19 protein-coding genes and 1 riboswitch are annotated in these 22,298 nt (G+C 56.6%); of the genes, 8 read left to right on the forward strand and 11 right to left on the reverse strand.

Annotation, left to right across the window (positions count from 1 at the left end; all coding sequences use genetic code 11):
• Positions 1-16 precede the first annotated feature (16 nt).
• From INT19_RS07155 to INT19_RS07180, 6 genes are all read right to left on the reverse strand, one after another.
• A complete protein-coding gene (locus tag INT19_RS07155) occupies positions 17-748 on the reverse strand; it encodes an SDR family oxidoreductase (RefSeq protein ID WP_193060263.1) in 732 nt (243 codons plus the stop codon).
• Positions 749-756: 8 nt separating this feature from the next.
• Positions 757-2,301 (reverse strand): FGGY-family carbohydrate kinase, encoded by a 1,545-nt coding sequence (locus INT19_RS07160; RefSeq protein WP_193060264.1) that lies wholly within the window; start codon positions 2,299-2,301, stop codon positions 757-759.
• A gap of 55 nt (positions 2,302-2,356) precedes the next feature.
• Positions 2,357-3,340: an ABC transporter permease gene (locus INT19_RS07165; RefSeq protein WP_193060265.1), complete on the reverse strand. Its 984-nt coding sequence runs from the start codon at positions 3,338-3,340 to the stop codon at positions 2,357-2,359.
• The gene (locus INT19_RS07170; RefSeq protein WP_193060266.1) at positions 3,337-4,839 is read right to left on the reverse strand and encodes a sugar ABC transporter ATP-binding protein; all 1,503 of its coding nucleotides are present in this window, start codon (positions 4,837-4,839) and stop codon (positions 3,337-3,339) included. The genes INT19_RS07165 and INT19_RS07170 overlap by 4 nt, the downstream gene beginning before the upstream one ends.
• 59 nt (positions 4,840-4,898) lie before the next feature.
• Complete coding sequence (locus tag INT19_RS07175) at positions 4,899-5,837, reverse strand: ABC transporter substrate-binding protein (protein WP_193060267.1); 939 nt, start codon at positions 5,835-5,837, stop codon at positions 4,899-4,901.
• Between the two features lie 168 nt (positions 5,838-6,005).
• Positions 6,006-6,734, reverse strand: a complete 729-nt coding sequence (locus INT19_RS07180) for an SDR family oxidoreductase (protein ID WP_193060268.1) — start codon at positions 6,732-6,734, stop codon at positions 6,006-6,008.
• A 166-nt stretch (positions 6,735-6,900) separates the two neighbouring features.
• Between INT19_RS07180 and INT19_RS19610 the strand changes: the two genes are divergently transcribed.
• A complete protein-coding gene (locus INT19_RS19610) occupies positions 6,901-7,032 on the forward strand; it encodes a hypothetical protein (protein ID WP_264299260.1) in 132 nt (43 codons plus the stop codon).
• A gap of 76 nt (positions 7,033-7,108) precedes the next feature.
• A complete protein-coding gene (locus INT19_RS07185) occupies positions 7,109-7,267 on the forward strand; it encodes a hypothetical protein (protein ID WP_226924521.1) in 159 nt (52 codons plus the stop codon).
• Positions 7,268-7,318: 51 nt separating this feature from the next.
• Here INT19_RS07185 and INT19_RS07190 read toward each other — a convergent pair whose 3' ends face one another.
• The 5 genes from INT19_RS07190 to INT19_RS07210 form a co-directional block, all read right to left on the reverse strand.
• Positions 7,319-8,083 carry an ABC transporter ATP-binding protein gene (locus INT19_RS07190; protein WP_193060269.1) on the reverse strand — a complete coding sequence of 255 codons (765 nt, stop codon included), beginning with the start codon at positions 8,081-8,083 and terminating at the stop codon, positions 7,319-7,321.
• The gene (locus INT19_RS07195; protein WP_193060270.1) at positions 8,083-9,147 is read right to left on the reverse strand and encodes a FecCD family ABC transporter permease; all 1,065 of its coding nucleotides are present in this window, start codon (positions 9,145-9,147) and stop codon (positions 8,083-8,085) included. The genes INT19_RS07190 and INT19_RS07195 overlap by 1 nt, the downstream gene beginning before the upstream one ends.
• A gap of 15 nt (positions 9,148-9,162) precedes the next feature.
• Positions 9,163-10,176, reverse strand: coding sequence for an ABC transporter substrate-binding protein (locus INT19_RS07200; protein WP_193060271.1), 1,014 nt, complete (start codon positions 10,174-10,176; stop codon positions 9,163-9,165).
• Positions 10,177-10,259: 83 nt separating this feature from the next.
• Positions 10,260-10,733 carry a pseudoazurin gene (locus tag INT19_RS07205; RefSeq protein WP_193060272.1) on the reverse strand — a complete coding sequence of 158 codons (474 nt, stop codon included), beginning with the start codon at positions 10,731-10,733 and terminating at the stop codon, positions 10,260-10,262.
• Between the two features lie 95 nt (positions 10,734-10,828).
• On the reverse strand, positions 10,829-11,845 hold the full coding sequence (locus INT19_RS07210; RefSeq protein WP_226912414.1) for an ABC transporter substrate-binding protein: 1,017 nt from the start codon (positions 11,843-11,845) through the stop codon (positions 10,829-10,831).
• A gap of 67 nt (positions 11,846-11,912) precedes the next feature.
• Positions 11,913-12,104, reverse strand: a riboswitch (cobalamin riboswitch).
• Between the two features lie 341 nt (positions 12,105-12,445).
• Between INT19_RS07210 and INT19_RS07215 the strand changes: the two genes are divergently transcribed.
• Genes INT19_RS07215 through INT19_RS07240 form a run of 6 tightly spaced genes read left to right on the forward strand, consistent with a single transcriptional unit; the run spans position 12,446 to position 22,257 of the window.
• On the forward strand, positions 12,446-14,218 hold the full coding sequence (locus INT19_RS07215) for an AAA family ATPase (RefSeq protein ID WP_193060273.1): 1,773 nt from the start codon (positions 12,446-12,448) through the stop codon (positions 14,216-14,218).
• Positions 14,215-14,808 carry a cob(I)yrinic acid a,c-diamide adenosyltransferase gene (cobO, locus tag INT19_RS07220; protein WP_193060274.1) on the forward strand — a complete coding sequence of 198 codons (594 nt, stop codon included), beginning with the start codon at positions 14,215-14,217 and terminating at the stop codon, positions 14,806-14,808. The genes INT19_RS07215 and cobO overlap by 4 nt, the downstream gene beginning before the upstream one ends.
• Positions 14,808-16,178, forward strand: coding sequence for a cobyrinate a,c-diamide synthase (locus INT19_RS07225; protein ID WP_193060275.1), 1,371 nt, complete (start codon positions 14,808-14,810; stop codon positions 16,176-16,178). Before cobO ends, INT19_RS07225 begins: the two co-directional genes overlap by 1 nt.
• Positions 16,165-17,271 (forward strand): cobalamin biosynthesis protein CobW, encoded by a 1,107-nt coding sequence (gene cobW / locus INT19_RS07230; protein WP_193060276.1) that lies wholly within the window; start codon positions 16,165-16,167, stop codon positions 17,269-17,271. The genes INT19_RS07225 and cobW overlap by 14 nt, the downstream gene beginning before the upstream one ends.
• Positions 17,271-21,128, forward strand: coding sequence for a cobaltochelatase subunit CobN (cobN, locus tag INT19_RS07235; protein WP_193060277.1), 3,858 nt, complete (start codon positions 17,271-17,273; stop codon positions 21,126-21,128). Before cobW ends, cobN begins: the two co-directional genes overlap by 1 nt.
• On the forward strand, positions 21,106-22,257 hold the full coding sequence (locus tag INT19_RS07240; RefSeq protein ID WP_193060278.1) for a cobalamin biosynthesis protein CobG: 1,152 nt from the start codon (positions 21,106-21,108) through the stop codon (positions 22,255-22,257). The genes cobN and INT19_RS07240 overlap by 23 nt, the downstream gene beginning before the upstream one ends.
• Positions 22,258-22,298: the final 41 nt, after the last annotated feature.

Raw genomic sequence — 22,298 nt, forward strand, 5'->3', positions numbered from 1 at the left:
GTACTAAACACCAGCACTAATGAGATGTGAAACCGCCATCAATCGGCAGGCAGGCACCGCTAATCATCGATGCCGCTGGGCTCAGGAGGAAGGCTACCGGCAAGGCAACTTCACGCGGAGTAGCAAATCGTCCCAGAGGAATCGCTGCCAGCATCGGGTCCCGTTTGGCGGGGTCAGCCCAGGCACGTTCGGCCATAGGAGTCAATGTCACCGTAGGATTGACACTATTAACGCGGATGCCTTTGGGGCCAAGCTCAAGGCAGAGCACACGAGTCATGGCATCCATCGCCGCCTTGGATGCGCAGTAGCCAAGATGGCCAGGCAGGGCCGCCATAGCTGCCTGGCTTGAGACATTGACGATGCTGCCCTGGCGGCCATGCGCAATCATATGGCGTGCCGCTTCCCGCGCCAGTACGGCACTGGCGGTGACATTAGTGGCCATGATCCGTTCAAGATCCGCCGCTTTTACGTCCAGGACCTCGTCAAGAATCGAGACCCCGGCGCAGTTAACCAGACCATCGAGAACAGGCATATCAGTGAAGGCCGTGTTGACTGCCTCCTCATCGGTAATGTCGATAGCCAGGACACGTGCTCCTAGCGACTGTTCAAGTTCGGTGAGTTTGTCCTGATTGCGTCCCATCAGCACCAGATTAGCCCCCAGCTCGGCAAGCGTACGGGCGATATCTAAACCGATGCCACTCGTCGCTCCTGTGACAAGAATGCATTGGTTGTGGAGTTCAAAGTTCATTTTTTAAGTCACTCGCTCGACGATGTAGGAAGGGCACTAAGGCGGTGCATGATTGGCTTTAGAGTGGGATAAAGTTGGCAGTAAAGTGAGAAAAGCTCGTTATAACTCTTTGCCGCTGTCTCGCAAGGCTCTGCCCGCTTGATTAAAGTGCCATGCTCCAGAGGGCGAGTGAGATCGAGTAATCCCGTGGCCTGTCCTGCCAGAAGGGCGGCGCCAAGAGCCGCTTCTACGTTCTCCTGGTAGGTGTAAACCGGCATGCCGATCACATCCGCGATAATCTGCATCCACAGATTCGAATGCGTAGCGCCGCCCACCACGATCAAGTGGTCATCAAGGGCCACACCCTGGCGGGTGACCGCCTCCATGTTGTGCCGCAAAGCGAAGGTGACGCCTTCCAGCACTGCGCGATACAGGTGATGACGTTGGTGATAAAGGCTGAGCCCGATGAAACCAGCGCTGGCCTGGGCATCCCATACAGGGCTTCGCTCGCCCATCAAGTAGGGCAGGAAGAGTAGTCCATTGGCCCCCGGAGAAAGCTCATGTGCGGCAGGTTCAAGACGTTCGAAGGCGCTGCTGCTCTCACCGGCTTCGGCCCTGTCCTCGCCGCAGAAGGTGTCAACATACCAGCTAACTGAGGCTCCAGCGGTGAGAGCACCGCCGAAAATGTACAGATCTCTATCACTGTTCAGCACGTGAGGCATGCTGATCAGCCCATGGCTGGCGTCGACGTGTCGATTGATCACTCCCCAGCACATGCTGGTGCCGATCATGGCGACATGATTGCCTGGACGGGTCGCCCCGGCTGCCAACGTGGCCATTGCTGCATCGACACCACCGGCAATCACCGGAATTCCTTCACATAGACCTGTTAAATCGGCGATTGACGGCAGAAGCCCGCCAACTGGGGTCGCCGAATCCACCAGCCTGTCCGGCAGTTTGTTGCGTTCAATATCCAAGGCCTCAAGCATTTCTGTTGACCAGTCCCGTTTCTCTAGGTCATAAATGCCGCCGATATTGCCAGCCGAACTGTGGTCAATGGCTATCTCACCACTCAGAAGATAGTTAATGTAGCTATTGGGCGGAAGCAGATAACGGGTCTGCTTCCAGATATCAGGACGTTCCGCTTTAAGCCACATCATTTTGGTGAAACCGTAGTAGCTGTCTACTCCGTTGCCGGTAATGGTGCCAAGCTGAGTGAGGTCGATGTGCTCCTTCACCCATTGAACCTGAGCATCTGCGCGGCGGTCCATCCATATCAGGCAGGGGTGTAGTGGCCTGATATCGTTGTCGACGGGGATGCCTGAGCCACCGTAAAGGCTACTGACACAAAGCCCCTTGACGTCCCGAGAGTTAATGCCAGGGGCATTAAGGCAGGCGTTCAGGCAATTGAGGACAGCGTCCCACCATATCTCTGGCCACTGCTCAGCCCAGAGTGGGCGAGGCGTGTTGACTCGGTAACCTTGGCTATGCTCGGCCAGAATCTGGCCTTCCTGATCAAGCACCATGGCCTTAGTGCTCTGGGTGCCGATATCGATCCCGATGACGGTTTGCATACGGTTCTCCTTCTTTCAGCGCGTTGCTGGCTTACGCTGAAGAGTGTGTCAGCGCTCAGGGAGTGCGTTTGCGGCTGATGTATATCGCCAGCAGAATGATCAAGCCTTTGATAACGGTCTGAAGATAGGGTGATACGCCCATCAGGTTCAGCCCGTTGTTGAGTACGCCGAGCAACATGGCACCAACCATAGTGCCGAGAATCATGCCTCGTCCTCCGGTGATGGCAGCGCCCCCCAGTACGACAGCAGCGATAGCATCAAGCTCGAAACCGACACCGGCGTTGGGTTGGCCGCTCATCAGGCGAGAGGTAAGAATCAAGCCCGCGATCGCGGCGGTGGTACCGCTCAGGGTGTAGACCAGAAGCTTGTAGCGCGATACGCGAATGCCGGACAGACGGGTAGCCTCTTCGTTGCCGCCGATGGCATAAAGGTAGCGGCCGGTTGCCGTGTGGCTTAGCAGAACATAGCCCAGGGCATAGACTGCGATCATGATTAATATGGGCATCTCAATGCCGGCCAGACTGCCACGACCGAAAAACGCAAAACTATCTGGCAAACCGGAAATCGGGTAGCCACCGGTATAGATCAGGCCAAGCCCGCGAGCGATACCCATGGTTGCCAGAGTGACGATAATCGGAGGCATCCCGGCGAAGGCTACGAAGACGCCATTGAAAGCCCCGAAGGCAGCACCTACAAGCAGCCCAAGTATGATAGCCAGTGAGGGAGGAACACCTGCGACCATTAAGCCTGCCATGACAGTTCCCGATAGAGCCATCACTGGGCCTACCGAGAGATCAATGCCGCCGGTGAGAATGGCTAGGCTCATACCTACCGCAATGATGGCGATGATGGATGACTGACGAACCAGGTTGGCCATGTTACTTCCTGTCAGGAAGTTGTCATTGATCAACGACATCGCGATGAATACGACAATGAAACCAATCAGAGGATAAAAGACTGGAGTACGGCGCCAACGGGCCAGCCGTACCTTGAGTGACTGACGTTGGGTGTTGTTGTTAGTAGAGGCGAGCTGGCTCATGCGCTGAGTCCCCCCGTAGCATGATGCATGATAGATTGTGAGGTGAGAGCGTCGCCTTCGAGTTCAGCAGCGATTTCACCCTGATAAAAGACCTCGACGCGGTCACACAAGCCGAGAATTTCCGGTAGCTCTGAAGAAATCATGATGATCGATACGCCCTGCGCGGTGAGCTCTTTCATCAACGCGTAGATTTCCGACTTGGCGCCAACATCGATACCGCGGGTCGGTTCATCAAAAATCAGTACTTTACATTGATGTCCTAGCCAGCGGGCGATCACTACTTTTTGCTGATTGCCGCCGCTAAGGTTACCGACTGGCGTTTCGGGACTGGGGGCCTTGACACGCACCGATGCCATAAGGTCAGCAGCTGCACTGGATTCCTTGCGGCGTTTAATCAGCGGTAAAGTGCCTTGAAACTGCGTCAGGTTATTCAGGGATATGTTGTCGCGGCACGAGAAGGGTAGAATCAGCCCCTGGGTTTTGCGGCTTTCGGGTAGCAGTCCGATACCCTGTTTGAGGGCGGTGGCGGGATGACGAAGCTTTACCGGTTGCCCCTCCAAACGGACGGTTGCATGCATAGGGCGTGTCGCACCGATCAGCCCCATGGCCAGCTCAGTACGACCGGAACCGACCAACCCGGCAAAGCCTAGTATCTCTCCACGGTAGAGCTTCAGTGAATACTCAGGGCCATCCGCGTCGATACGCAAGGCCTCAATATCCAGAACCACATCGGCGTAGTCTGCATCGCAGCGGCGTTCAGGGAAGAGATTTTCGACTCGACGACCGACCATCTTTTCGATCAGTTCGTCGGGGGTCGTGGAAGCGGTATCGCAGTCGTCAACCTTCTCTCCATCGCGCATTACGGTGACGTGATCGCAGATGGTGAAGATTTCTTCCATATGATGGGAGATGAACACCATGCCGACCTTTTGTTTGCGTAGCTCGCGCATGATGGTAAACAGGTGATCAGCCTCACTGGGCGTCAGCGTCGCGGTGGGCTCATCGAGTACCAGAATGCGTGCATCCAGTGACAAGGCCTTGGCGATCTCGATGAACTGCTGGTCAGCGACGCTCAGTTCAGCGATAGGGCAGTCCAGTGGAATCGTGACCTTGAGACGGTCGAACAGATGCTGCGCTTCGACTATCATTCTACGTCGATCGCGCAGGCCTAATCGATTGCGCTTTTCTCGACCGAGGAAGATATTGTCTACGGCATCAAGGTCGGGAATCAGACTGAATTCTTGGAAAATGATACCGATCCCAGCATCGAGAGCATCTTGATAGCCGTGAAAATCACATGTCTTTCCATCAATGATGATATCTCCTTCATCTTGTCGGTATATGCCACAGAGAATCTTCATTAACGTTGACTTGCCAGCCCCGTTCTCGCCGAGCAGGGCGTGCACCTCGCCAGCGTGGACATCAAGCGACACATCCTGCAAAGCCTTAACCCCGGGGAAAGACTTCGAAATGTGCCTTAGGGATAGTAATGGAGTCATGAGGTTACCCTCGTGTGCCACCTGAGGTGGCACACGTTGTCAGCGTCTGTGGTAGGGGGTTACCAGCTGAAGTCGGCAGCTTTGTCGCGATCGATCAGTTCAATGTCGATGGGGATTTCAGCGGGTGCAGTGCTAGCTCCCCATTGCTTGGCTAATGCCAGGCCGAGCCCTACACGTACCATGTCGGCAGGATACTGAGCTGAAGTGGCGATAAAAGGTGAGTTGTCTTTCTGAATCTCGGCAATGGCCTCGGGGTGTCCATCAACACTGACCAGCTTGATATCCTTGCCGCTTGCCTCGATGGCGATAAGGGCGCCGAGGGAACCAATGTCGTTTACACTAAAGATTCCATCCAGGTCCGGGTTTGCCTGAATAATGTTCTCGGTCACAGTCATCGCATGGGTACGTTCCTGGCGGCCATTCTGCTTGGTGACAATCTCGATGCCGTCATGCTCGTCCAGCGAAGCGGTGCAACCTTCGATGCGCTGAAGAATCGGTACGACTGGAATGCCATCCAGTAAAGCGACCTGCCCTTCGCCACCGAGCTGTTCGGCCAGGTAGTCGCATGCCTTATAGCCGGCATCATAGTTTTTTGAACCGACGAACCCGTCTACCGGTCCGTTGGCCTGCGCATCGATTGCGACCGTCGTGACGCCTGCTTCTTTGGCGGCGAGTACCGCGGTTTCAACACCTACAGAGTCGGCGGGATTCAACAGCAGAATGTCGATGCCGCGTTGAATCATATCCTCAACATCGCTGACCTGCTTGGCGACATCATGGCGGGCGTCGGTGGTAATCACCTCAGCACCGATGCTTTTAGCGGCACTTTCGAGCGCCCTTTGCATGGTCACGAAGTACTCGTTGTTGAGTTCCTGAAAGGACATGCCAATGGTCAGGTTATGCTCATCGGCTGAAGCAGTGCCTGCTGCGAGGATAGTAGCGCTGGCGGCGGCAATAGCGGTTTTGCGAAACGGTGCTGTGATATCACTAATTTTCATGGTTAATTCCAGATTTTGTTGTCGTGTAAGCATTACTTGGCAAAGCGTTGACGTCCCTCTTAATGTTAACGTCAACATTTTAGAAGCTAGAAGGATCTGGGCTATAAATCAATAGACTTCATACCAATGTCTACTGACCCTTCTTTTATTTGTGGCATTTTTTGCTAATTACATATCAAAGTTGCTGGGCAGAACCACCATGTCACGAATCGTCACATTGCGTGGGCGAGTCAGAATATACATAATTGCATCCGACACATCCGTAGGTTCAATAATGCTGCCTGACTCCTTCGCCTTACGCAGATTTTCTTCCGGCCAGTCGGCCAGTAAGGCGCTGTTAACAGGGCCGGGAGAGACTGAAGCAACACGGATACCATGTTTCAGAACCTGGCGGCGTACTGTTTGGACGAAGTTGGTCATGGCCCACTTGGAGGAAGCGTAGACCGGCTCCCAATGAACAGGAAAATGCCCGGCAACCGAGCTTGTTACCATGATGTCGCCGGTTCCGCGTTCAATCATATGTGGCAGGACATTATGGACGTTTTTCATCACGACACTGACGTTAAGACTGACCATTCGGTCGATGGCGTCCGGGTCGGCATCAATCAAGTCACCCCCGATATAACTGCCGGCATTGGCGTGGAAAATATCGAGCTGACCAGCCTTTTCCAGGATTTGCGACAGAAGCGTTGCGCAGTCCTTGGGGTCCAGTAGGTCGATGACCAGAGGAATCGCCGCATCGCCGAGCTCATCGCAGATCGCCATCAGAGCGGCTTCATCGCGGTCGACCAGTACCACGCGGGCACCTGATGCAATCATCGCCTTTACTGTGGCAAGTCCGATCCCCGACGCCGCGCCGGTGACGGCAGCTACCTTGCCAGACAAATTATTTTTCATCACACTTTCTCCTTTTAATTACCCATTAGTGATCACTTCGGCTCGAAGCATGTTCTTGAGCTAAGTGTGAAGTGACATCAGTGATGTTGCTCTGTTGTTAATGTTGACGTCAACATTTAGCTGAGCGTAGCCTCTCACCTAGAGCAACTCAATGGTGTTTAGACTAATGTCTAGCATGATGACCAAGGTGGGGGGAGACACCGATGACAGCAGCACACCGATCCAGGAGCAGGTGCACACCATCCCGGTTGATAGTCAAGACGCGCTGGGGAACCACTTTGAGGTGGTACTGATCTAGGAGGGAATGGGAAGCCCTAGCAGCCGGTAAGGCTAAATCCGATGCCCTTCGCTCGGCAGGTTGGTCCGCGGCCGTGATGTCTTCTGTGGCAAGCAGCAGCTCAGGTACCTGCGCCCGGCCTGTCGTGATGCGGCCCACCATGCCGGAGCCTAGCGCATTAGAACGTCTTAATCATCAACGGCTGGCAGTGGTCGAGGTCGAAGGCGCACCGGTGTTTGTGCCGATAAAAGGGTGATGCCAGCATGGATATACTTACTTCAGGCTGACTAGGCGATACAGATAGAGCCTAAACAGCATTGCGAAAACGCATGACCTGCTTGCCATCGACAGGGTCATCGATCACATGGGCATGCACACCAAAGGTCTGTTGTAGCCTACTGGCGGTGAGCACGTCGTGGGGTGGGCCACTATCGATCAGGCGGCCGCTATCCATAACGCCAATGCGGTCGCACTCCATGGCTTGGTTAAGGTCGTGCAGGGAAATAATCACCGTAATCGGCAGTTGCCTGACCAGTTCAAGAATCGACAGCTGGTGGCGAATATCCAGATGGTTGGTGGGTTCATCCAGCAGCAGGATCTTAGGCTGTTGGGCCAATGCCCGAGCAATATGCACGCGCTGGCGCTCACCGCCAGAAAGTGTATGCCAAAGCCGGTCTGCCATATGCGCCATATCAACATCTATCAGCGCTTTAGCCACGATGGCATCATCTTCAATTGACCAGGCGCGTAAGGCGGAAAGAAAAGGCGTGCGACCTAGCGCGACCACTTGGCGCACGGTAATTCTATCAGTGGTGTCAGCCTGTTGCTCAACCAAGGCAATAGATTGAGCGATAGTCCGTTGTTTGAGGGCGTGCAAAGGCTGGTTATCAATCCGCACCTGGCCTGTCTTTGGTTTGTTCAAACCGGCCAGCAGACGCAGCAGGGACGTTTTTCCCGAGCCGTTGGGCCCCACCAGACCAAAGGTCTGACCGGGCTCGACTGTGAGGTTGACGTCAATGACCAGTGGCGTGCCATGTATCGCCCAGGTGAGTTGTTCTGCGGATAATTGCATTAATGCCTCTTGCCACGGACAAGAATAAGCGCAAAAGCGGGCGCGCCGATCAGTGATGTAATCACCCCGATTGGAAGCACCTGACCAGACACTAGAGTGCGCGAAAGAATATCTGAACCGATTAAAAATACCGCGCCAGCAAGCGCGGTGGCGGGTATCAAACGCGTGTGTTGGCTGCCGACAATAAAGCGCATCGCATGGGGAATCACTAAGCCAACAAAGCCAATCGCTCCTACGATGGAAACCATTACCGCAGTGACCAGCGCCATCGCGATAATCAGCATGCCGCGCACCGGGCGCACAGCAATGCCCATCGACGCGGCGCTATCGGCCCCGAAGGTAAACGCATCCAGGGAACGCCGGTGCCATAGGCAAACCACTAGCCCGAACAGCGCAGCAGGCACCGCTAGGGTAGCATCAGCCCAGCGCACCCCAGAGAGATTGCCCATCAGCCAAAACATAATGCCCCGCGCCTGTTCAGCACTTGCTGACTTGGTAATGATAAATGCGGTTAGGGCATTAAACAGCTGTGAGCCAGCAATCCCCGCCAGAATAATTGCTCCTGCTGCCTGAACACCACGCCCACCGCCAACACCGCTGTTGGCCGCATGGGCGAGCATTACTACGATGCCAAAGGCGAGGAGGGCACCAGCGAAAGCACCCAACGATAACGACAGCATGCCAGCGCCTAACCCAGCAACCGCCACCGCAACGGCACCCGTAGATGCTCCAGCAGAAATGCCCATTAAATAGGGGTCGGCTAGTGGATTACGCAGCAGGGCCTGCAATACCACTCCCGCCAACGCCAAGCTGGTGCCACAGCAAGCGGCAACGACGGCGCGACTGAGGCGGTAGTTCCAGATAATACCCTCGTCGATTCGGTCAACTGGATAGTCCGCGCCAAGTAGTTGATTGGCGAGCACTTTGAGTATCGTATCAACGGGAATAGATGTCTCGCCGATGGCGGTGCCCGCGATGAGTGCGGCCACCAGCACAAGAGGCGTCACCCAAAGCCAGCGCAACCCGAAGCGCTTAGTTATGGGCCGTGATAGCGCTATGCTCATTCGTAAAAAGCCATATCAGTTGAAAGACATCGTCGATAGCGCCTCGGCTAGTGACTCAAGGCCGTAAATGCTGCGCATAGTGGCACTCATGGCATGGGCGTCCATCTCTACGATGCGGTTATTTCTAACCGCCGTCATTTCGCTGGTAACCGGGTCATTGTGCAGAAACTCACGCTTTGCTTCGATGTCGTCAGCAGGAAAACGGCGACGATCCATGGCGGCGATAACAATCACATCGGGGTCAGCCTTGGCGATGCTTTCCCAGCCAACGGTGGGCCACTCTTCATCAGACTCAATGACATTGCGAATGCCCAGTTTGTCCATCATATAGCCCGGTGCGCCCAGTTGGCCGGCAACGAAAGGGCTAACCCCCAGATCCGTTGATGAAAACCAAAATACTGCCGACAGGTCTTCCGGCAAATCAAGGCTGCTTGCTAGGTTGATAGCGTGTTCTTCACGGGCGTTCAGGTCTGCCACCAGGGCTTCACCAGCGTCTTGAACATCGTAGATTTCGGCTAGCTCGGTGATTCCTTTATAGATCGATTCCGTCGAGAAAGCGGCGGTGCGGGTACCATCGCCACCGGTAGAGTTATCCTTGGTGTCGCAATCGGCGGGCATGATGTAGGTGGCGATACCTAGTTCATGGAACTGATCTCGGCTGGCCACGCTCCCGGTAGGCCCCACGTGCCACTCGTATTGCACCGCAACTAAGTCCGGGCGCTTGTTGACCACGGCTTCGAAGCTGGGGTCATCGTTGGCGATCCGCTCGATCTGTTCATTGACCTCAGTAAATTGCGGCAAGACCGGATTAAACCAGACTGAGGTACCAACCACGCTATCAGCGAGCCCTAGTGAGTAAAGGATCTCTGTGGCCGATTGACCCACCGTTACCGTTTGCTCGGGTGGCGACGCCACACTTATCTCTACGCCGCAGTTGGTCAAGTTCACTGGGTAAGTAGTGTCACTGGCCAGTGCGAATGAGGCGGGCAGCAGCGATGCGGCTATCAGTGAGTAACATACATGCTTCATTTCGGAATCCTACAAAAGATAAATTTTAATAATTTGCAATGTTATATCATTTTATTAATCTAAACGAAGAGCACTTTCCTGTATCAGCCGTTTTTAGACAAAATATCTAAAAAGCGTTGTCGTGCGGCTGGCGGGAGGTTGTCGGGTAGGTCGCTTTCGGTGGCGGCGGTACCTCCCACCTGGATCAGCATCACCATGCCCATGGTGTAGTGCGGTGAACACTTGATGCCCCAGATGCCTTCTTCGTTCAGCGTTACCTCTATTTCCTCGTTAATATTGCCGACGAAGGCTTCTCCACCTTCCGGCACCATTCCTGCAATTGTGGCCGCATTATGCCCTGCGTTAGTGGCCAGAAACTTCACGCTATCCCCCGGTTGGATAACCAGATAGCTAGGTGAAAAAGGCAGTGGGCCACTATCGTTGCGGTGAAGCATCTCGACAGTATGGATTTGAGGAGAGTGTGTCTCGGCCAACGCGGCTAGCGGTAAAAAGCCAGTCGTTAAAAGGCTGAGTGTTAAAAAGCGAAGTAGTAAGCCAGTTCTTAGTAGTAACTTCATTATAATTAGACCCGTTGAGGCGTAATTAGCGGCGCATCACCCAAGGAGCCAGGAACAATCCGAGCGTCGAGGTGACTGGTGCGCAGCAGCACGTATCATTCTGACAGGTTGAAGTCAGCTAGCTTGTCGGCAAGGGTTTCCAGCGCAAAGATTGAGCGAACTGATGGATCCATTGCGTGGGCATCAATTTCAATGATGCGATCATTCTCCACGGCTTCAGTGATACTGGTGACGGGGTCGGTGAAGAGGAATTCGCGTTTAAGCGCAATATCGTCGGCTGGAAACCGGCGTCGCTCCATTTTGGCCGCAACAATAAAGGTAGGGTTGCTGCGGACGATGGTTTCCCAGCCAACGGTGGGCCATTCTTCCTCAGAGGTCACTACATTGCGAATACCCAGCGTAGACATCATCCAGCCCGGTACGCTGTTGATGCCTGCTACATAAGGGTCAATGCTGAGATCGGCAGAGGAGTACCAGAAGACACCGCTAAGGTCATCGGGTAAATCGAGTTGTTCGGCCTTCGCCACGGAAGCTGCTTCACGTGTACGAAGGTCAGCGATGACCTCTTCACCGCGTTCGGTGACGTCAAAGATATACGCTAGCGTGGCAATGCTCTCGTAGAGCGTTTCGGTATCGAAAAGGGCGGTGCGGGTGCCATCGATGCTTTGGCTATTTTGTTTACCTACGCAGTCGGTGGGTAGGGTCCAGACAGGGACACCCGCGTCATCAAACATGTCGGTAGTGCCTACCATGCCCGCGGGGCCGATCATCCATTCATAGGCTGAGACCACTAAATCAGGCTGTTGGGCGATAACACTTTCATAGCTGGGGGCGTTGTCTGAAAGCCGCTTAACGTCGGCATCTATCTCGCTAAACTCTTCCAGTACCGGGCTTATCCATAGGGCGGTGCCAGCGACGTTATCGGCAAGACCCAGTAGGTAGAGCATTTCTGTGGGGGCTTGGCCAATACTCACTACGCTTTCTGGCGTTTGTTCTAGAGTAATCTCGTGTCCGCAACTGGTGAGCGTGAGGGGGTAATCGGTAGCGGCGTGAGCCGTCTGCCCAAGGCTTACAACACTGGCAGCCACCGCCGTGGTCAATCTCAACATCATGTACACTCCCGTGCATGATGAGCGATGCGTACAGCCAGAAAAAATATCTGGCCGAACTGTCTCGCTCGATTAATTAACATGGTCGGCAGGTCTCCTGACTGACGGGTCATGGCTAGCTCGCCTTCCCAGACAATACGTCCAGTGGCTCATTGAGCATCGCTAACCGCCTACAGTTGCGGGGGCAGTTCCGTTTCGCGGCTAAGCCGCAGCGGATTCTCTATTAAGTTCCGTGAGGAACACCGACGGCAGCTATTCTAGGTGGCGGGTAAAGGTAGAACAACAAAAAGCCCGATCTTTCGGCTAAATTTGACATTAAATCCATTTTTTTCATTACGATAAGACAAACCAAATCTTCTGTGGCTTGGTATTCTTAAATGTCATATCAATTTGGCCTAGTGTCGAAATTAGGCCTGTCTTACCGTGTACTAATAGGGACTGTCTTCTAGGGAATGCTTGGCACTAAGCTGGCTTCAAAGCCGCGCCTTCCTCTATACTGCAACGTTTTATTTCATCGCTTCCTTATGAATGGTTTTATCATTACTTACCAAGTCATCATGAATCAAGTTCAAGCTTCGGGGATGCTCTGCATGGGAGGTTCGGTTGAGTGACTTTCCCTTTGTAGGTGTTGTCGGCCAGGAAGCGCTGAAAACCGCCTTGCTGCTGAATGCGATTAATCCGCGCATTGGCGGTGTGCTGATCAGCGGCCCTCGGGGCAGTGCGAAATCCACCCTGGCGCGGGCACTGGCGGCGGTTTTGCCTAACGACACCAATGGCAAAAAGCCACCCTTTGTCACCTTACCCCTCGGTGCCAGCGAAGACCGGCTCGTGGGAAGTCTTGATTTGCAAAAGGTGCTAGCCGAGCAGCAAGCCACTTTTCATGAAGGGCTCCTCGCCAAAGCCCATGGCGGGGTGATGTATGTCGATGAAGTTAATCTGCTGCCGGATATACTGGTTGACCTGCTGCTAGACGTGGCCGCTAGCGGGGTCAATATCGTTGAGCGTGATGGCATCAGCCACTCACACTCGGCGCGTTTTAGTTTGATTGGCACCATGAACCCTGATGAGGGCGAGCTGCGTCCGCAACTGCTCGACCGTTTTGGGCTCTGTATTGAACAGGCTGACCGCGTCAGCGTTAAACAGCGCATTGCTATTGTTCAGCAGCGCGAAGCCTTTGACCGCGACCCTGAGGCTTACATACAACAGTTTGCGTTAGAGCAGGCAGCGCTGACTCAGAAGATTCACCATGCCCAACAGGCACTAGCGTCAGTGACTTGCGAAGGCTGGGTGTACGAGACCGTTGCTGCACGCTGCGAAGCCGCAGGCGTTGAAGGCCTGCGGGCAGACGTTACCTGGCATCGAGCAGCTCAGGCTCATGCAGCCTGGCGGGGGGCGGAAAGCGTCAGCCAAGAAGATATCGATACGGTAGCGCCCTGGGTGCTGGCACATCGTCGAACCCAGCCGCCAGAGCAACATCCGCCGTCCTCCCCGCCTAATCAAACGCCTTCAAATGGGGAGGGCGGATCGTCGTCAGCTAATAACGCGCCCACCGGCGAATCATCCCACCAAAATGGTGAGCAGGGCCAGTGGGGCGCTATGCCGCCTGTAGCACAGGAGTCCATTAACCAGCCAGCGGTTAACCTGCCCGAGAGCAATACCTTTTCCCCGCGTGCGCAACGCGCCGATACAGCGGCTAGCACAGGCAAGGGAAGTGTTTCCGGTCGAGGGCGTTCTCAGGCGGAAACCTCGCGGCTAGACGGGTTCGCGACGCTAATCGCCAATCGCGGCCAGTGGCCCTGGCAGCAGCTAAAGATGCGCAAGACCCGCGCTGGGCAGGCGACGGCACACCTGGTACTTCTGGATACGTCGGGTTCCACCCTGGGTCAGCGCCTGCTGGGCCAGGCAAAGGGGCTGGTTGAGTCACTGGTCACCCAAGCTTACGCTGCGCGGGAGCAGGTCGCGGTGCTGGGGTTTGGTAATGGTGGCGTGGTGTCGCTACTCTCACGTCGCCGTGCTCCCAAAAACGCGCGGGGCACGCTTGACAGTGCCAAGGGCGGCGGTGGCACCCCGCTGCGGGAAGCGATTGTTGAAGCCAAACGGCTAATTCAACAGTGGCAGCGCCGCGAGCCTGGCTTACAGGTACGTACTTATTTGATTACCGATGGCCGCACACGGGAATCTGTTGACGACCTCGCCCCGCTAGGTGACTGCCTGCTGATCGATACCGAGCAATCGAGAGTTAAACGCGGGCAGGGCGCACGCATCGCTCAGCAATTAGGCGCCCGTTATTGGCCAGCCTCGTTTGGTAAACCATCTTTGGCGCATCCTGTTTTCGCACATTCTGTTTTTGCACATCAACCTGGGGAAAGCCCATGAGTGACGCTAGCCATTTAAACCGCATGCAGCGCAAAAAAGACGTGGTCGATGAGCGCATTAGCCGCGCCACTGAAGAGCGTGGCGTGCTGATTCTGCTTAAAGGCAACGGCAAGGGCAAAAGCAGCTCGGCCTTTGGCACCATGGCGCGTTCATTAGGGCACGGTCAGCAGTGCGCGGTCATTCAGTTTATTAAAGGCCGCCGCGAAACCGGCGAATATCTATTTTTTCGCAATCATCCCAAGCTTGATTGGCACATCATGGGCCATGGCTTTACCTGGGAAACCCAGAACCGCGAGCGGGATATCGAAGCCGCCCAAGCCGCCTGGGCCGTCGCTAAAGGACTGCTGGAGAACCCTGCTTATCATCTGATCGTGCTGGATGAGATGAGCTACATGTTCAAGTACGGCTATCTCGACCCCGAACCGGTGGTAGAAGCCTTGCAACGCCGCCCGGCGCACCAGAACGTGATCATTACCGGGCGCACCATGGCCACGCCGCTGCAGGAAATCGCCGATACCATCAGCGTTGTTCAAGATGAGCGCCACGCTTTTCGCGGCGGCGTCAAAGCCCAGGCGGGGATCGAATACTAATGAGCACGCCAACCGCTCGCTGCCCCGCGCTGTTTATCGCTGCCCCGGCTTCTGGCCAGGGTAAAACCACCGTCACGGCGGGCTTGGCGCGGCTGCTGCGTAATCAGGGCAAGGTGGTGCGGGTGTTTAAAACCGGGCCTGATTATCTGGACCCGCAGATACTGGCTCAGGCGTCAGGTCAACCGGTGGATCAGTTAGATTTATGGATGGCAGGCGAAGCCTACTGCCGCCAGCGTTTTTATGATGCCGCCTGTGAAGCGGATTTGATTCTGGTCGAAGGTGCCATGGGGCTGTTTGACGGCGAACCCTCCAGCGCCGATCTGGCGGCCTTGTTTGCTATTCCCATGGCAATTGTCATGGATGTAAAAGGTATGGCGCAGACCGCTGCCGCGCTGGTATCAGGTTTGGCCAGCTTTCGTGATGATATTCATATCGCTGGATTAGTCGCCAATGCCTGCGGCTCGCAGCGCCACCGCGAGCTGATCGAATCAGCGCTGCCAGCGACGATTCCCCTGCTGGCCGCTGTGCCACGAGACCCTGATTTAGCGCTCCCCGAACGCCATCTTGGGCTGGTGCAAGCTGCGGAGATTCGCGAGGATTTAGAGGCACGCTTTGAAGCGGGTGCCAGAGCGCTGGAAGCGGCTGGGCTGCTGGAAGCGCTTGCAGCACTGCCACCGGTGACCTTTGCCGCTCCGCAAGAGCAGCTTACGGCCGTTAAGCCGGTACTTAAAGGCCGCACCATTGGCGTAGCTCGTGACGCCGCCTTCAGCTTTATCTATCAGGCCAATCTCGACCTGCTGGAGCAGATGGGCGCAACGCTGCGCTTCTTCTCGCCGCTGACGGATAGCTGTCTGCCCGAATGCGATGCGCTGTGGCTGCCGGGGGGCTACCCGGAGCTTCACGCTCAAACGCTGGCGGATAACGGCGCCATGCACTCGGCCATTGAGGCGTTCTACCGTGCCGACAAGCCCATTCTGGCCGAGTGTGGCGGGCTGTTGTACTGCCTGGAAACCCTGACCGGCTACGACGATATACCCCATACCATGCTGGGCCTGCTGCCCGGGCAGGGGGCGATGCGCGGTCGGCGCGGCTGTCAGGGGATGCAAACCGCCGAACTGCCAGAAGGCCCGGTTCGCGGCCATGCGCACCACCGCTCTATGGCAGAGGGTACCCCCGAGCCGATTGCTCATGGCCGCCGTCAGCGCCACCCCGCACCGGGGGAAGCGATTTACCGTCAAAAGCGCTTAACGGCGACCTATCTACATCTGTTTTTCCCCAACAATCCTGACGCTGTGGCGAGGCTCTTTTCTGCCAGCCCAGCGCACTGCGAACTGCAGCACAGCGAGGCATTTACCCATGCAATTGAATAAGATTCCCGCCACGGTTGTGACCGGTTTTCTCGGCAGCGGCAAAACCACGCTGTTGGCCAATATTCTGCGCCAAGTCACCGGCAAGCGGATCGCCGTGATTGTTAATGAGTTCGGCGAGCAGGATATTGATTCCAGCCTCTTGCGCAGCTGTGCGCTGGGCTGTGAAGAGGGTAGCGAAGGCGGGCCGCTAGACGGGGAAGACGGCAGCATCTATGAGCTGGCCAACGGCTGTATCTGCTGCACCGTGGAAGAAGAATTCCTGCCGGTGATGAAAAACCTGGTCGCCCGCCGTGATGATATCGACCACATTCTGATCGAAACCAGCGGCCTGGCACTGCCTAAGCCGCTGGTACAGGCGTTTAACTGGCCCGACGTGCGCCAGCACTGCACCGTCGATGCGATTATTACCGTGATTGATGGCCCCGCGGTAGCCGCCGGCCGTTATGCCAGCGATGTGGATAAGGTCGAAGCCCAGCGTCGCGCAGATGAAAGCCTGGATCACGACCCCAGCCTGCGCGAGCTACTTGATGACCAGCTCAGCGCGGCAGATTTGGTGCTGGTCAGCAAGGCGGACCTGCTCAGCCCAGAAGAGCGCACGCAGGTTGAAACGGTGATTCAGTCGCGGGTGAGCGATTCGGTAAAAACGCTGTTTATCGATCAGACCCTGACCGCAAACACCGCCCAGTTGGAAGCGTTAATGGGCATTGGCGCGGCCAGCGAAGCGCATATTGATAGCATCACCAATCACCACGATAAGCACCACGCTGAGGGCGCGCACCACGACCACGCCCACGATAACTTTGATTCCTGCGTGATTACCCTAGGTGAAGTGGATGGCGACGCTTTGGCCAGCAAGCTGCAGCAACTGCTGAAAAGCCACGAGATTTACCGCACCAAAGGCTTTGCGGCGATTCCCGGCAAGCCCATGCGCCGCGTTATCCAAGCGGTGGGCGAGCGCCTGGAAGGTTACTACGACCGGCTTTGGAGCCAAGACGAGACGCGCCAGACCCAGCTGGTCATTATTGGCAAATCGCTGGATAGCGCCGCGCTACGTGAAGCGCTAACTGAGGTAGAGGTTCAGACGGCCAGCTAATGCACTTATTTGCCGCCAAGCCCGGGGGCTTTGTCGATGATGAAGGCATTATCGACCTGCAACAAAGCCCCGCCGAGGTCGTGATACTCTCCGCCGCCGATAGCAACCTGTCGGCGCTGGCCCAGGCGGTTGACCGCCTGGGTGAAGCGTACCCCTCGGTACGGCTAGCCAACTGGATGAACCTGGTAAAGCCGGCGGCCTATGATCTCTACGAAGATCGGGTGCTGGAAAACGCCCAACTGGTCATCGTTTCACTGCTGGGCGGTAAAGCCTACTGGCAGTACGGCCATGAACGCCTGCTTGCCTGGGCGGCGGCTAGACCCGAGCGCCAGCTGATTTTGGTGCCGGGTTGCGACGCACCGGATGATGCCCTGTTAGAAGATTCCACCATCGCCTTTGATGGCGCATACCGGGTGTGGCGCTATTTAAGAGAGGGCGGTGTGGATAACGCCGAGCACCTGCTGCGCTTTGTCGCCAATGAGTATATGGACAGCGAGTGTATAGATAGCCAACTGGGCGATTGGCAGGAGCCCAAGGTCATTCCGCCCGCGGTGATTTATGCCTCGCAGGAGCAGCAGGCGTCAAGCCTTAGCGAGTGGCGCGATCGTCAGATACCAGGGCGGCCGGTGTGCCTGCTGCTGTTTTATCGCAGCCACTTACAGGGGGCGAATACCGCTGTACCCGACGGCTTGCTGGCAGCGCTGAGAGAAAAAGGCCTAGAGCCGCTAGCGGTGGCCGTGGCCTCTTTGAAAGAAGGGCCGTGTATTGATTTTATCAATCACCTGATTGAGCAAACCGGCGCCATGCTGGTGATCAATACCACCAGCTTTGCGGTCAACCGCAATGCCGACGGGCTGGATGCCCTGGGGGAAGAATTACCCGACAACCTTTTTGTGGGCCGCCCCGTGGTGCTCCAGGCGATACTTGCCAGCAGCACCAGTGAAGACTGGCAGGACATGGCTGCCGGGCTGCATAGCCGCGATGTGGCGATGCAGGTGGTGCTCCCCGAGATGGACGGGCGCGTTATCACTCGGGCGGTGGGCTTTAAAGCTGAAGCCCACTATAACCCGCGCTGCCAGCTGGCAGTGACCCACCACGTGATTCACCCGCAACGGGCTGCCTTTGTCGCCGAGCTGGCGCGGCGTATTTGTTCGCTACGGCTAACCCCCAATGGGCAGAAGCGTATCGCGCTGATCATGGCTAACTACCCCAACCGCGATGGCCGGATCGGTAACGGGGTCGGGCTGGATACCCCAGCATCGACGCTGCAGATTCTCAGCGCCCTGAAAGAGGCGGGTTATCCGCTCAGCGAGCTACCGGAAAATGGCGATGCGTTGATCCGCCAACTTCAGGGCGCGGTGACCAACGATCACGGCAGCCTTGACCAGCGCGCCTGCTGGCAGAGTATCAGTGTTGACGACTATCTTGCTTGGTTTAAAACCTTGCCCAGCGAGCTGCAAGAAAGCGTATGGACGCGCTGGGGGGCGCCTCACGAAGACCCCAAATGCCGCCAGGGGCGTTTGATGATCGCCGGTATCCGCTTAGGTGAAACCTTTGTGGGGATCCAGCCGGAACGCGACTTTATCGACGATCTCACTCAGTCCTATCACGATATGGAGCTGGCGCCACCCCACAGCTATTTGGCGTTTTACTACTGGCTGCGTGAGCACTATCAAGTTGACGCGGTTATCCACGTGGGCAAGCACGGCAACTTAGAGTGGCTGCCGGGTAAAAGCATCGCCTTGAGCGCTGAATGCTGGCCGGATATTGCCCTGGGGCCGCTGCCTCACTTTTATCCGTTTATTGTTAATGACCCAGGCGAGGGTGCCCAGGCCAAGCGCCGCAGTCAGGCGGTGATTATCGACCACCTGATGCCGCCGCTAGCGCGGGCCGAACTCTACGGCGCTATGGCCGAGCTTGAAGCGCTATGTGATGAGTATTATCAAGCGCTGGATATGGACCCGCGCCGGGAAGCGCTGATTCGCAGCCAGATTCTCGCTCACCTGCGCGATACTGGTATCGACCAGGAGTTAGCGCACGCCGTCGACGGTTTTGAAAACAGTGCTGATGATGCCGACATTCTCAACGAGCTGGATACCTTTCTGTGCGATATCAAAGAGTCGCAGATTCGTCATGGCTTGCACATACTCGGCACGCTGCCGCCTGAAGAGAAGCGGGCGGGCACCTTGGTGGCGCTGTTGCGACTACCCCGTGGTGAAGCGGTGGCCAGCCGCGGACTGCTGCACAACCTGGCGAGTGATTTAGGATTGGATTTTGATCCGTTAGCCGCTGGCAACGAGCCCTGGCAGGAGCCTAAACCCGTTGTTCTAAGGGGGCTACTCGATATCCCTTGGCGCACCGGCGCGGATACCCGCGAGCGCCTGGAACTGCTGGCCGAACGCTGGGTGGCCGACTACGTATTAGCCCCTGGTTGCCTGGAGGAACTGGCCCAAGATTACCCCAATACGGCGGAGCAACTGCGCTACGCCCGCGAGCAGCTATGGGTCGCTATGCAGCGCGGCGTGAAAATGGAGATTCAGTCGTTGCTCGACGGCCTAGAAGGCATTTTTGTGCCCGCTGGGCCTAGCGGCGCGCCCAGCCGAGGGCGGCTGGATACGCTGCCCACTGGGCGTAACTTTTTCAGCGTCGATAATCGTTCAATTCCATCGCCCGCCGCCTGGACGTTGGGTGAAAAATCCGCCCAGGCGTTTGTCGAGCGCTACCTGCAGGATAACGGCGACTATCCGCGCCGATTGGGGCTTTCGATTTGGGGAACCGCCACCATGCGTACTGGTGGTGATGATATCGCTCAGGCCTTCGCGCTGATGGGCGTGCGCCCTAAATGGTCGCTGGGCTCCCAGCGGGTGACTGATTTTGAAGTGATCCCCTCGATGCTGCTCAATCGCCCACGGGTTGATGTCACGCTGCGGGTCTCCGGGTTCTTCCGCGATGCTTTCCCCAATGTGATCCGCCTGTTTGACGCCGCCGTGCAAGCGGTGGCCAGTTATGAAGAGCCGGGTAACAGCAACACCATCCGCGAGGCGGTGCTTGCCCGCCAGCAGGAACTGGAAGACCAAGGGCTAAGCCCGGAAATGGCCGCCCAAGAGGCAAGCTACCGTATCTTCGGCAGCAAGCCCGGCGAATATGGTGCGGGCTTAAACCGGCTAATTGAAAACCGCTCTTGGGACAGCGCCGACGATTTAGCTGAAGCCTACCTGGATACAGGTGCCTACGCCTACGGTCAGTTTAAGGCCTCCGGCACCGCCGCGCGGGCGGCGTTCGAGCAGCAACTCCAAGGGCTGGATGCGGTGATGCAGAACCAGGATAACCGCGAGCACGATATTCTTGATTCCAACAGCTATTACGCTTTTCAGGGTGGCATGGCCAACGCCACGCGCTCGTTAAGTGGAAAAGCACCGACCATTTATCACGCCGACCACGCCAATCCCGCGGTGCCCAAGATTCGTACCTTGAAAGAGGAACTGGCGCGGGTGATCCGCTCGCGCGTGTTGAATCCCAAGTGGATCAATGCCATGCGTGAACATGGCTATAAAGGCGCCTTTGAAATGGCTGCCACGGTGGACTACCTGTTTGCTTACGATGCCACCACTGATCTAGTCGCCGACTACCAGTACGCCCAGGTGAGTGACGCCCTAGTGCTCGACGCCGCTAATCAGCAGTTCCTGCGTGAGCACAACCCCGCAGCCTTAGAAGAGATGGCGGAACGCTTACTCGAAGCCGCCCAGCGAGGCATGTGGCAAGCCCCCGGCGAACACGGCCAAGCGCTACAAGACCTGCTGCTGGAAATGGATGAAGCCAAAGAGACGGGGCATTATGACCACCAGCCCGCGCATTAAAGGCTGGTGCCCCGGCGCGTGGCGGCCTATGGCCACCGGCGATGGCCTGTTGGTGCGTGTACGCCCACCGCTGGGCCAGCTTTCACGGCAACAGGTAGTGGCACTGTGCGAAGCCGCTGAGACCTTCGGCAGCGGTTTAATCGAGCTAACCAGCCGAGCCAATGTTCAACTGCGGGGGGTGACCGAGGCCAGCTGGCCACCGCTGATGGCGTTTCTGGTTGAGCATCAGTTGGTGAACGACGACCCGCAGGTAGAACGCCAGCCGCAGCTGATGTTGGCACCCGCTTGGCAAGTGGGCGACGACACTCATACCATTACCCGCCTGTTGCAAACGCAGGGCAGCGAATTAGCGCCCATGCCCGGTAAGATCGGCATTGCGATTGATGTGGGAAAAGCCCCGGTGCTGTGCGATAGCGCCGCTGATTTTCGTATTGAGCGCTCGACCGAAGGCGGTTTGATAGTACGCGCCGATGGCTATGAGTGTGGCACGGCGGTGAACGAGCCCGAAGCCGCCGTTGAGCAGTTAATACGCCTGACCCATTGGTTTGTGGACAGCGGCGGCTGGGACTCTGGGCGCATGCGGCGGCACACAGCGCCGCTGCCCGATTGGGCGGCTGCTGATACTGCCCCTGCACCCCCAGGCGAGAAGCTGGCGCTGGGCAAACATAGCATCGGCATGGTGGTGGGGCTGCCTTTTGGCCGGGTGGCGGCTAATACGCTGCGTGAGGCTGTCTCCCAGACAAATGTCCACACTGTGCAGGTCACGCCCTGGCGGCGCTTATTGTTGAAGGATTGCGATACACTACCCGCGGTTGATGGCTTAATCCGTCATAATAGCGACCCGCGGTTAGCGATGGACGCATGCCCCGGCGCACCTTATTGCGAACAGGCGAGTGTTGCCACCCAGCCGCTTGCCGAACGGCTAAGCGGCTGGGTGGCAGCAAGCGTACATATATCTGGGTGCGCCAAAGGCTGCGCCCGTCAACAGCCAGCAGCGCTGTGCCTAACCGGCCGCGATAGGCGCTTTGACGTGATTATTAACGGTCGCGCCGATAGCGCACCGGTTAAGTCAGGCCTTACTGAGAGTGAGGCGTTGGATGTTATTAAAAAGCTCAGCGAAAGCCGTTAGGTTTATCGAGATTAAAAAAATAGTAGCTTATATGCTGGATA

It is taken from the genome of Halomonas sp. 3A7M, assembly GCF_014897875.1.
Taxonomy (GTDB): domain Bacteria; phylum Pseudomonadota; class Gammaproteobacteria; order Pseudomonadales; family Halomonadaceae; genus Vreelandella.